This is a genomic window from Streptococcus gingivalis (genome assembly GCF_035544715.1).
Lineage (GTDB): Bacteria > Bacillota > Bacilli > Lactobacillales > Streptococcaceae > Streptococcus > Streptococcus gingivalis.
This window is the reverse complement of sequence record NZ_JAYKTO010000002.1, coordinates 888,300-899,713: the sequence shown is the minus strand read 5'-3', so window position 1 is coordinate 899,713 and position 11,414 is coordinate 888,300. Positions and strand designations below refer to the sequence as shown.

Here is an 11,414-nt window from a genome sequence, read left to right as displayed (position 1 = left end):
CCATTGAAATCAATGTTTTTTATGTTTGCGCTCAAGTCGTTTGATTCGATCTGCTAAAACCTCAATAACATCTACTGTGTCTTGAGTAAATTTAAAGAGATCATTCTCTAAATACTCAATACGCTCCAGCAACTCGTATTTCTTCTTGATTCGTTTCTTCATTGCGCACCCCCTCGATCAATGTATATGGCTAAAATAATTAGGATCAATCCAGTCGAGATAAATCCAACCACTGGATTTACCAAGAAAAGACCGTAAATTAAAAATCCTATGCCGATAAGCAATAGGATTGTGTGTATATATTTCAGTAAGATCAAAATAGGCTACCTCCTCCCAATATTTTCTCGTTGGTCCAATATCCAGACCCGTCAAATGGTTCAAGGTAGCATACTGCATAAGCATCTAAAAGGGCATCTAGTGGGTCAATTTTATTGCTATTTTTATCCTTATCAATACGCATACCGTTATTATCAACCTTGACACGCGCATTATTGATGGCCATAGTAAGTAGTTGATTTCCAGCGTGCTTGATTGTGCCTTTTAAGACTTCATCTCGCAGTTGTCTAGTCGGCATATTCAAAACCATTGTGTTTTGTCTTACTTCGATTAGTGGCCATTCTGGATGTCGTTTTTCAATCATGGCGATTAGTGAGCTAAACTGGTACGGGTCGAAGCATATCGCTTGTAATTCCCACTCATTCATATAGATCATCTCTTCCAATTTCTCAAGGACACGCTCATCATCAATCACGCCACTCTCAAGTGTGGTTATTTCACACTCTCCCATACGTTCTAAATTCGTATAAGAGACACCATCGCGTTTCTCTTTAGCAACTAGTCCATATTTAGTAGCTACAAAGGAGAAACTATCGCAAAACCAATAGTCGTCCATCTGGACCATCGTGGATATAGCGAATAAGTCGTTAACCTTACCAACATCGACACCAATCCAAACCCTACGCTTACGTGTGTTTGGTTTTTCATCGAGTTTAGCCTGTTGCCAACTCGATTTATCCATATATGAGCTTTCAGATGATTGTCGCCACATATTGAAGTTTTTAACCAGCACTTCATTCACTGTACCAGTCTCAAGTGATACTTTCCTACGCTTTCTTAGGTAGCTCATCATCTTATCATAGAGCGCTTCAACTTCTAAGATAGGGTTTGATTTTATCCAGTTGGCTTCATCTTTGATTTCATCTTCATTATCTTGCTCTGCGACAAATACAAAGTAACCATCATCGGTTATTTCTTCATTTAAAATCCGTTCGATGTATGGATACTCAACTGCGTGCATTGGTACGTTCAAATCAAATCCAGCGGTTGAGATAATTAGAATTAATGGATTATCCAACTGCCCTTGACCAGATTCAAGCAATTCAATCATTTCATTTGTTTTCGATGCTGCAAACTCATCTAAAATGCCTACATACGGCTCAAATCCATCTACTGCCCCTGTTTCACGGCTTAATGCACGTACATAACTTTCATCATTCAAGTTTCTGAGTTCGTCACGCACTATTTTAGTAGCCTTTCTGATATCGTCATTTTGACTTCTTAGCGCATCTAACTGTTTACGAACCATGTCATACGCGATACGTGCCTGTGCTCGTGTGTTAGCTGTACAAAATAACTGTCGTGACATCGCTGGATTACGACCAAATAAAAACTCGTATAAAGCAATACCAGCCACAAGAATCGTCTTACCATTCTTGCGAGCCAGTGATATCAAAGCCTTTCTGAATCGTCTGATAGTCTTATCTGTTTTTCTGCGCCAACCGTATAAACTAGCAATGATAAACTTCTGAAATTCTGCTAGTGGATAAGGCTTACCAGTTTTGACATCTGGGAGGATTTCAATGAAATCAATCGGGTTCTGCGCCATGTCTGGAAAGTAGTCGTAGTCGCTATTAGGGATGTTCTCTAAATCTCTCATGTGTCGCTTGCAAGCCTTATAGACTTTCGCACTCACTCTACGCTTTCCGTCAAGCACTTCTTTAGCGTACTTATAAGCTACATCTTGATATTTCTTATCTACGATTGTTTTCATCCTCCTTTCTGACAAAATACAGACCGTGCAGGAATCGAACCCACGACTACAAGGTTGGAGCTTGTCATGTTACCTCTACACCAACGGCCTAAATTAAAAAGGAGGTGTTACCCTCCGAATTTATCAAATATACTGGTTTTCTTCTCTTCCACTTGTGGCACATACAACTTCATACGACTGTCCACGGTCAAACCAAGTTGGGATGCTGCCCGTGTTAAGTTAGTAGTCGCACGTTCTAGGCTATAGAGCATCTTATTCGGTAAGACTTTACCACTGCTAGTCTCGTATACGTATCCCTCTTTCTGCAATCCGCGAGAGATTTCTTTATAGACCGCATACCACGTACAATAGGTTTCTAAAATCGCACGATCAAGATTTCTGAGGGGTAGCTTTCGCAGATCGTTAATCACACGTTTGTATTCTGCTTTAGCGATCGCATCGAAATGTTTTGGTGGTGTGATCTGCAATGCTTCCAAACCATCAGAAGCCTTGTCCTCAATCTTCTTACGTGCGATCTTCTCTTCTTTCGTCAAATGGCTTTTAGTAGTCGCTACTAGCTTCATTTTCCGTCCCAAATTGACACCTCCTTTACTCAAATGACTTTTTAAAAACGGAATTTTTCGCGCAAAAGAGGCCGCGTCCTTTGAATAACGAACTATATAGCCCCGTTCATAAAATCGTGGGGGTAAAATCCGAACATTATTTAAAAATCATCCGTGTTCGTTCATCCAATACCAACCGTTCGGTTCGGTCGGTTGACACTATCGACAATCACAATAGATTGTTACGATAGAGAATTGCTCTCTTATCATTGCATCTTTTGCAACTTGCTTTTAGATTACTTCTATCTAATCTTCTGTTCCAATCAGCTTTCAATGGAATCACATGATCACTCATTGTAGCTTCGTCTCCACAATACTCACAAACATAATCATTCTCAAGTAGAACCAATCGAGATAATGCTTTCCATTCTTTTGAATTATAAAATGCTTTGGCTTCTCTGTCGTACTTCCATCGCATACGATTGTACTCTCTGTACTCGTCTTGCCTTGATCCATAATCAGACAAGACTCGCTTACCTCTTGACATCGTTAACTTCTGTGGTCTCATATTATCACCTTTTAAAATAACAAAAGAGATCCACAAAGCTATTGCAGATCATTGGTACTAAATAAGGAGACAAAACAATTAGGCTTGCGAACGTTTCTGCTGCCTTACGAATCTCTTTCTGTATACTATATTATCAGCTTGTGTGTATCATTTGTTAACATTTAGTTCATTTCTTAAATGTTCAATCGCTTTTGTTCTTGCTCTTTGAATTGTTGCATGAGAACAGTTTAACTCTCTTCTAGTTTCTTGCCATGAGTAGCCATTAACGTACATTAATCTCAACACGATATTTTCTAATGGGTCGTCTAAATCCTCGATGGCATTTATAAGGCGCGTGCGTTCTTCCATGAGCTGATGAATCTCCGCACGAATCTTTTCCGCCCCGTCAATGATTTTGATGTTTAAATCTTCCGTGGCATTTCCTTGCTTACTGCCCTTTGGTTCATCCGAATAGACCTGCCCCTTTAAAATAGCAGACTTGAGGTTTTCGATCTCCTGCCGTTTGGATTTGATTTTGATATCAATATACTTTAATGCAGATAGTCTACTTGCTATGTTCATTCGTTGCCCTCACGATAGATAAGTAGACACTCGCGATCATTAAATGGAACGCAGTCCACTACACGTTGATTTACTTTATAATCGACTGCCTCGATCTTAATATTAGGATTCTCATCAAAAAAGGTATTCATCTGTTCTGCGATTGAGACATCATTAAATGCTCCTGCGATAAATAGTCTTGCTTTCATTTGTCCCTCCCTTTTAAAATGGAATTTCTTACTTTGGATTTCTTTCCAGAATTCTTCATCTTGTGTCATATTATCCTCCCACTCCATTTCTATCAGCCACCTCTTTCAATTCCTCTGCCCTTTGTCGTTCTCGCATTTGGTACTCGCTGTTTAATTTATTTAAAATAACATCCTGCGCATTATTCTGTTCTGCCAGTCGTTGAATAGATAACTCATGCTCTTGTACCGTCCATTCCAGATCGCTCACACGTTTATTAAGACTTTCAATCCGTGAGTTTAAGTTAATACACACGATCAGAAATACTAACGATACTGATGTGAGGATTGTGTAAAATAGTTTAGTCATAGCATACCTTCCACATCTAAAATTTGGTCAATGATATCCTTTAAATCATGTATATCATTAAAAGGTTTTACTGCATCGTACAGATTAATAAAGTACGAATCAGTAACAAATAAATCATCCATACCAAGTACAGCTATCTCTAGCTTGCCATTTATTTGGGCAATAGATAGAGTTCTGTTTGCTCGTATTGGTATATGGATATTATCTAAACTCATCGCTTCCCCTTTCTACTCTTAAAAGCAATCACACCAGCCCAAATCAAACCAGATAGCCAGACCAGTGCGAGCAGTAGGTATATAAAGTTTTGTAGGGTCATTGGTCTACTCCGAAATACTCTATTAGTTCATTTTTTAATTCTTCTATATTTCCGCATCTTTCAATCATATCAGATACATCACAGATCACATCCGACTTGTTTAAGGTATTTTCTGCGACTGCATCAGCTACCCATTTTGGATGTGTGCCAGCGTAAGAAAACTCATCCTGCGGCAACAATTCAAGCAACGCTGCATAACGTTCTTCAAGAGCAATTAGAGCACCAAATGCATCGATGTAATCACTGTCTAACTTTTTACGTTCAAAAACTTCTGGTTGATTTTGTTTAACGATCTCAGCATAAATAGCAGACCATTCTTCGGCTGAAAAACGTGATTTTTCAACTAATGCACCATACTCTATTTCTTTACCGTTTGCTGTTACTTTGTAATTCATTTCTTCACCTCGCCTGTAATTCTATTACACTCTGTTCTTAGTTTAAGGTGGTCATCACCAAAACATACTAGTGTTGTTTCTTCTTCCCACTGATTCTTAGTAAATGGATATCTGTTTGGTCGTGTCATTCTGTTGCTCCTTCCCTAAAAACTGATTATCAAGCATCAACTACTGGAAAATGGATATTTCCGATAACTAGAGAACCTACGCTATAATAAAAGCCACCATTCCCGTCATCAGCTTCGCATTCAGCTAGAGCTATCGGGTTCTGGTTATGATAAATAGTAACCGTTTCTACAATATCCAAGTTTTCAAGCTGAACCATCAGTCCTTGATAACCTAATGTATCAGCAGCACGCCCTATCACATAGCCTTTTAAATAAACTTTATCTTTATTCATCTGGCAAATCCTCTTCTTTCACAAAACTTCCATCAATCCATTTACCTTTGCGGTCTTTGATTTCGTTATATGCCACCTCAAAGCAATCCGTAAAGTCGTAGTCAAGCGCCTTGCTAATTGATTTCAGATAAGCAACCGCACGTACTAGATTATGACGACACATTTCTTTACTTGCCAACTCTTGCGAAAGTTGAAACTCAGAAATATTTGCATTCAGCAATTTAAAACATTCCATCACATCCTTGCGTCTGATGTTGTCCGATTTCTCAAAAATGCTATGCACATCTTCCTTGATCAGTAGTGCCAGCCCCACAATAACAACTGCACAATCACCGATACTATCTTTGGTCAGCTTTTCATTCTGCTTGAGGTATCCAGCGCATAGCTCACCGAATTCCTCGCTCAATTTCAAAGCCTGCTTGTCTAACCGTCCACCGTGTTCGAGGTCACGGTCGATAAACCATTTCTTGGTTAACGTTACTAATTCCTTTTCTAATGCCATAATGTTTTTGTTGATCCTTTCTTTAATTGCCCGTGATCGTCCAATCACTGCTGTTTTGCCGATGTTTTTTTGTATGAGCAGGTCACTGCTTGTATCTTGTAGTCGCTGTCGATCCAGTCGAATTGAGCGTTTAATTAAATCAATTTCCATAATAATCTCTATCTACTTTACTAAAATAAGGGAGTTGCTCTGCTCCCCTTTTTCAGAAAAACAGATTAGAGGGCCTTTCTAAATTTATTGTGAGCAATGGCCAGCGGGCGGAGTTGCGCCACCCTGTTTACTACAACTGGCCAGCTATCGGGACGGGTCGATAGCGTGAAATAAAAAATGTATCATAAGGAGTCCTATTCCCGTCCTAAATCCTATAGAGGGAATCGAACCCTCTGAGGTTTCCAAGCCTCATGCCAATATAGGATGTTAGTCGTAAGCGTATATCAGACTTACTTGTATGATAATAAATTAAGAAAGGACTCTCCTTTTTTATTTATATAGTTGATATACATTGTTTGAATCGTGTGTTAAGGCATAAAACCAGTAGTTTTATCACGATTCAGTTTGAAGCGCCTCACTCGCTTCGTATCAGTGTCTTATTTTATTGTTTGTGAGGTTATGACTGACAGACCGTTTAAAATCTGCCAGCCTAAATTATGCACCCAGCGCCCATGCACATTCTAGTGTTAACTGTACGGATAATTCACGTTTTTTTCTTCGACCTTTTGGGCGATGTTTGATTAGAAATTCATCCAGTGCCATATCCATCTTAATGGTCATCTTCTCTGGATAGTTATCACCGTAATACTGCATACATTCTAGAAGAAACTGATTATCCATATAATCCTCGAATTTTATCAATTGTGTAGGTGGTGGCATCGTGCCGTCTCTTCGTGAGCGGTTGATATATCCACTCACACGTTTGTCACCAATGATAGTAAAGAAATTACTAACACCACCGTATCTTTTCATGAGGTTGTCATATTCCTCAAAGAATTGATCTATCAGTGACATTATTCACCCTCACGCTTTAATGCGATTCGTGCGATCCCACTGAGGATAAACATACCAGCGAATGAAAGAATGAGGGTACTCTCAGAACCCGTATTAGGGAGCGTGTGAGCGTTTGTTTCTTGCGGTTGATAAATAACATTCACTTGCTCTTTCTGAGGCTCTACGGTAGTTTTAGACGGCTTAGAATTGATTGTAGTAGGTTTATCTGTCGTAACTGTAGGCGTGTTTGGTTTTGGTTTCGGTAAGTCGATGATAAGTTCTGGTTTTTCCAAAATTGGAGCTGGTGGCATCATCGGGATATCCTCAATATTGATTTCCGGTTTCTCCAAAATCGGAGCATCAAATGGTACTAGTCCACCATTCCATTCTGGCTTTTCATATTGTGGTGCGTCCCACGGAGTTGTTCCGCCTTTCCACTCTGGAATATCCACAATAGGTGCAGGAGGCATTAACGGGATGTCGTTGATATCAATAGACGGTTTCTCGTACACAGGAGCTTCATTTGGGATTTCGAATGTTGGTTTATTCTCACCACTAGCATCGCCTTTACCACCTACAAGCTGTACATAACTGTATGAAATAGCACCATCAGACTCGGCCTTTAACTCAATCTTGTTAGTTGGATTAACTGAATCCTTGACTGCATTAACAAGTTTAGTCTTGTAGTTAACATAAATCATACGATCAAGACGATCCATCTTGATTGTAAATCCATGTTCAGACTTGCTAATTGATTTTACTAAATCCATAGCTGATCCTTTATCGATCCACGGATCTACACTTTCAATGTTCTTGATTTCAAAATAATCATCTACCAGCTTTTGATTCTCGCTCATCTCATCGATGATAGTTACATAGTTCAACACTTTGCGTGCATAATTCAAGCGTACAGTCCAATTGATCGTGGTAGGGTCGTCCTTATCTTGTGAACCCCATTTAGAGATAAGCTCATCCTTACCGATTACTTGTTCCTCTCCGATTTGAGTTGTCACAAGTGTGCCATTAAAGTTCGCTGTTACAGGCTTGCCCGATTGCACCTTATCAGTCCAAGTCGCATCCATCTTAAGTGACATCTGCTTATTAAGTGGATGATCTTTAAAGTAGTTGTTAAATACTGTTGTCACAGTGTTGCTTACTGTGTCTGTAGTAGCCTTACCAACAACTTGTTTTTCTGGGTTGTACACATCAAAGTCAAAGTTTGTTTGAAACTTAACTTCTTCTGGAAGCGTGAACGTTACTTTGTCCCCTTCGTTGATTTCCATTTCATCAGGAAAATGAACATCCTTATACTCTACAGTAAAGCCTTGGTATTTCCCAGTACCATTAGACTGGTCAACTACAACATTAGGGTTCGTTACTTGAATGTCACTTCCATTCTTTGTAAATTCCGTAGCATTTCCCGATTGGTTACTATTGTCGCTTTCACTTCCTGTTTTTTCATTTGTAGTTTCAGTAGTTGGCTGTTCAACAACTGCTGTTGTATTATTTTGTTCTGTTCCTGGTGTTCCAACCACCGAAGGTGTGACTCCGCTTGTTTCAGTTCCTGTTCCAGTTGTTCCTTGTACTTCATCTGCTTTTACTCCTTGTGCTGTTCCGACCGCTGCGATTGTTGCGACTGTTGCTAAAATGATTTTTTTATTCATGGTTTGTCTCCTTTATGATTGCCAGCGCATCTTCTACACTACGTGCAATTCCTGCAAGTGCGCCACGCGCTTTTACTGTTTTAATAAATTGTTTTTGTTCTGGTCTCACTCGACCGTTTGCATTTTTTACTTCGATGTAAAATATTTTTCCATCGGGTCTAAATCCGTATAAATCTGGATGGCCCTTCGGTAGTCCCGTATCAAACCATCTGCCATCTGCGGTTTTAACTTTCCCGACATTCGCCCGAAATACTGTATAGCCATTTTCTGTTAAGGCCACCCGTATTTCATTTTGTATAGTATATTCAGTTTTCACAATGTCCTCCAAAATTTACCGTTTCTGTTTTTTAAAAGGTAAACTCTGTTAGCCTTACAGCCCCAAGGGTTCGATATCACTTTTTTTATATAATTTACCGTTAACCTTACCGTTTCTCTTTATATATATTTTTATTATTTATTTATTTATTATTTTAATAGTAATAGAAAGGTTAAAAGGTAAATAAGGTAATGTAAACCCTTGGTATATAAGGCTTAGAAGTGTTTACCGTTTGCGATTTTAAACGGTAAACAAACGGTTAACGGTTAATTTTTTCATAACCTGTTGTAATGATTTTATTTTCATCATCGCCCCATGAAAAACCAATATAGTAAGGTGGAACATCCACGGACGGGACAAATTTACCTAAAGGCTGAAATTTTTTCTTTACCCATTCGGGAGGGATATTTTTTGCTAACTGATTTTCAAACTTCCGTTTAGTTAGTTTAGTAACTCCCTCATCCTTGCACCATTCCTGATACAACCACCACAAATACCTTGACGGGAGGCGGGTGGATTCGAACTTGTCGAACCATTCCATGACAAACGCTTTGACTGTGTCGTTCGATTCCTTGAAATCTTCGAGGGCTTCGAGCGATGCTTTCGGTTCGATAAACCGATCGAATGAAATTTCTAAGGCTTTTTTTAAAACGTACTCTAAGACTTCCTCACGGTAGATGTAATCATCTTTGATCGCCCAGTTGTCATCTTCACTAGAAAATGATTTCTTAAATGGGATGATTGCGAACCGTCTGTATGTACCATTCGTTTTGTTTTTAAACCGTGGTAATTCGTTTGTAGATTGGATAACAGTTTTCTTAAACATCGTTGTGTAAGGCTGTTTATTTTTTTCTTCTACTAAGACTGGTTCACCAGTTACCACGCTGTTAAAGTTTGAGGATTCGTCCACATAGATACCAGCTTGGACATCATCACCAATCACTACCGTTTTCCCCTCAATCATGGAAAGTGAGAAACGTTCTGCGAATTGATTGATTTTTAAACTAGCCACGTTTTTCATTCCGACTACGTTAGTGATTAACTGCTGGACTGTACCCTTACCATCGTTCCCCTCACCGACAAACCAAATTGATTTTCGGTATGAGTAGTTACCATTAAGACTAGCTGAGATAACTTGCCAGATGAGATGTACCAGTTCTTCATCACCACTCATTAAATCAAGTAACCAATCATCTACGTTCCAACCGTCAATGGTTGGAGACTTAGCAAAGTGATTGTATTCAGTAGCAATGGTTGAGAATGCTACGAATTCATGTGTAAATCCTGTAAGAATTTTCCTTTTTTTGTCGTAGATACCGTTTTTTACTAAGATAAAACGTTTAGGGTCTTTGTATTCCCCTGTGGAGAAGTTACATGAGAAGTGTTCGTGTTGGTTCACTCGTGGGGTAGCTGAGAGCATAAAGAGTACATTCTTTGCGCGTGCCTCGCTGAAATTCGGCTCTAACAATCGAATGATCTTATATGCATAGCTGGGGTCTTTGTGGTAATATCCATGATCTGGATCATAGACCGCTACACGATCATTCGAGAGATTGACGATGTAAAGAATTTCTTCCATTCCTTGCGCCACTGCCAATTCAGTAAGGCGCGTGGGGGGATTCTTCTTTGGGGTTACCGTGTTCGTCACGGGATCATAATCATTCTTATGTTCTTCCAGCCAACGTTCACGATAATCCCGACACGCTAACCGAATTTCTCGCCAGTCGTTTGGCTTTTCGATGATTTCGATGAGATGCCGTTGTTGTTGCATTTCGCGGTACTGTTGTTTTAATAATTCAAGATCCATCCATATCCTTTCTAAGCATACTTTCAAACGTGCGGTCTAATTCACTCTGTGGTAGACTTTCTGGTGTGTAGTGATTCGCTAGTTTTGCAAGCATATATATCGCGTCTACTTCTACTCCTCTAAGAAGCAGACCACCGATAAAACTTGCAAGAGCATTATTTCTACCACCTTTATCACCCAGCCCGTATACGACCTGTTCAAAAAGTTTTGCTGTTTTGCTCGAATACTCACCTTTCTGATAATCCGTGGTAAAATTCACCTTGGATTTTTTCTTCTCAGTTTTTAGAATTTCTAAAATCTCTGGTGGACATTCAGCGATAGGATGCTTATTCTTCCACTTATACTGACCTTTAGAATTATTGCTAGGCGGTACTAAGATGTAATTGTTTTTATTAGCTTTAATGTCTATACCAGCTTTAATCCGTATATCTTGACTTATTTCAACCCCTTGCGGTTTCTTTAAGTAGATATGTTCACCACCGCTTGGGGTTGTAACTCTCAAGGTGTCTGGTATGTATTGTGATAATTCCCAGTCGTTTAATGATTGGTAGCCGTTTTCGGTTTTATTGATATCTATATCAATCACGAAAAAATCTACTGTTCTAAGCGCTATATTCGCTTCTGGTTCTTCGTGCCAAAACCGTTTGATATCGTCAGCGGTAAAGGTGCTATCTTTAAATTTAGTGATAGCACGTTTACTACGCTTGTCGATTGGAATGACAGAAAAACCATTTGCTTGATAATTCAGCGCATAATCTACCATTCCTACCATAGT

General features: G+C 39.3%; 15 protein-coding genes, 1 tRNA gene and 1 pseudogene. All 17 read right to left on the bottom strand.

What is annotated here, in order from left to right:
• Positions 1–9: 9 nt before the first annotated feature.
• The gene (locus tag SM122_RS10825; RefSeq protein ID WP_324738354.1) at positions 10–162 is read right to left on the bottom strand and encodes a hypothetical protein; all 153 of its coding nucleotides are present in this window, start codon (positions 160–162) and stop codon (positions 10–12) included.
• Positions 163–313: 151 nt separating this feature from the next.
• A complete protein-coding gene (locus SM122_RS10820) occupies positions 314–2,050 on the bottom strand; it encodes a terminase large subunit (protein ID WP_324738352.1) in 1,737 nt (578 codons plus the stop codon).
• 19 nt (positions 2,051–2,069) lie between these two features.
• A tRNA-Trp gene (locus SM122_RS10815) sits at positions 2,070–2,140 on the bottom strand.
• Positions 2,141–2,157: 17 nt separating this feature from the next.
• On the bottom strand, positions 2,158–2,625 hold the full coding sequence (locus SM122_RS10810) for a phage terminase small subunit P27 family (RefSeq protein WP_254729138.1): 468 nt from the start codon (positions 2,623–2,625) through the stop codon (positions 2,158–2,160).
• 196 nt (positions 2,626–2,821) lie between these two features.
• Positions 2,822–3,160, bottom strand: a complete 339-nt coding sequence (locus SM122_RS10805; protein ID WP_324738351.1) for an HNH endonuclease — start codon at positions 3,158–3,160, stop codon at positions 2,822–2,824.
• 147 nt (positions 3,161–3,307) lie between these two features.
• On the bottom strand, positions 3,308–3,721 hold the full coding sequence (locus SM122_RS10800; protein ID WP_324738350.1) for a DUF1492 domain-containing protein: 414 nt from the start codon (positions 3,719–3,721) through the stop codon (positions 3,308–3,310).
• Positions 3,718–3,978 (bottom strand): hypothetical protein, encoded by a 261-nt coding sequence (locus tag SM122_RS10795; RefSeq protein ID WP_254729129.1) that lies wholly within the window; start codon positions 3,976–3,978, stop codon positions 3,718–3,720. Before SM122_RS10795 ends, SM122_RS10800 begins: the two co-directional genes overlap by 4 nt.
• Position 3,979: 1 nt before the next feature.
• Positions 3,980–4,255 (bottom strand): hypothetical protein, encoded by a 276-nt coding sequence (locus SM122_RS10790; protein WP_254729127.1) that lies wholly within the window; start codon positions 4,253–4,255, stop codon positions 3,980–3,982.
• Positions 4,252–4,470: a hypothetical protein gene (locus SM122_RS10785; RefSeq protein ID WP_254729125.1), complete on the bottom strand. Its 219-nt coding sequence runs from the start codon at positions 4,468–4,470 to the stop codon at positions 4,252–4,254. Before SM122_RS10785 ends, SM122_RS10790 begins: the two co-directional genes overlap by 4 nt.
• Positions 4,471–4,567: 97 nt before the next feature.
• Positions 4,568–4,966, bottom strand: coding sequence for a hypothetical protein (locus SM122_RS10780; protein ID WP_324738349.1), 399 nt, complete (start codon positions 4,964–4,966; stop codon positions 4,568–4,570).
• Positions 4,967–5,123: 157 nt separating this feature from the next.
• Positions 5,124–5,258 (bottom strand): annotated as a pseudogene (locus SM122_RS10935) (DUF7448 domain-containing protein); the annotation flags it as partial.
• Between the two features lie 100 nt (positions 5,259–5,358).
• Positions 5,359–5,868: a MazG-like family protein gene (locus SM122_RS10770; protein ID WP_324738348.1), complete on the bottom strand. Its 510-nt coding sequence runs from the start codon at positions 5,866–5,868 to the stop codon at positions 5,359–5,361.
• Between the two features lie 645 nt (positions 5,869–6,513).
• Complete coding sequence (locus SM122_RS10765) at positions 6,514–6,873, bottom strand: hypothetical protein (protein ID WP_324738347.1); 360 nt, start codon at positions 6,871–6,873, stop codon at positions 6,514–6,516.
• On the bottom strand, positions 6,873–8,516 hold the full coding sequence (locus tag SM122_RS10760; RefSeq protein WP_324738346.1) for an SIALI-17 repeat-containing surface protein: 1,644 nt from the start codon (positions 8,514–8,516) through the stop codon (positions 6,873–6,875). The genes SM122_RS10765 and SM122_RS10760 overlap by 1 nt, the downstream gene beginning before the upstream one ends.
• On the bottom strand, positions 8,509–8,832 hold the full coding sequence (locus SM122_RS10755) for a VRR-NUC domain-containing protein (RefSeq protein WP_324738345.1): 324 nt from the start codon (positions 8,830–8,832) through the stop codon (positions 8,509–8,511). Before SM122_RS10755 ends, SM122_RS10760 begins: the two co-directional genes overlap by 8 nt.
• A 259-nt stretch (positions 8,833–9,091) precedes the next feature.
• A complete protein-coding gene (locus tag SM122_RS10750; RefSeq protein WP_324738344.1) occupies positions 9,092–10,639 on the bottom strand; it encodes a DNA primase family protein in 1,548 nt (515 codons plus the stop codon).
• Positions 10,629–11,411, bottom strand: a complete 783-nt coding sequence (locus SM122_RS10745; protein ID WP_324738343.1) for a bifunctional DNA primase/polymerase — start codon at positions 11,409–11,411, stop codon at positions 10,629–10,631. Before SM122_RS10745 ends, SM122_RS10750 begins: the two co-directional genes overlap by 11 nt.
• Between the last annotated feature and the right edge of the window lie 3 nt (positions 11,412–11,414).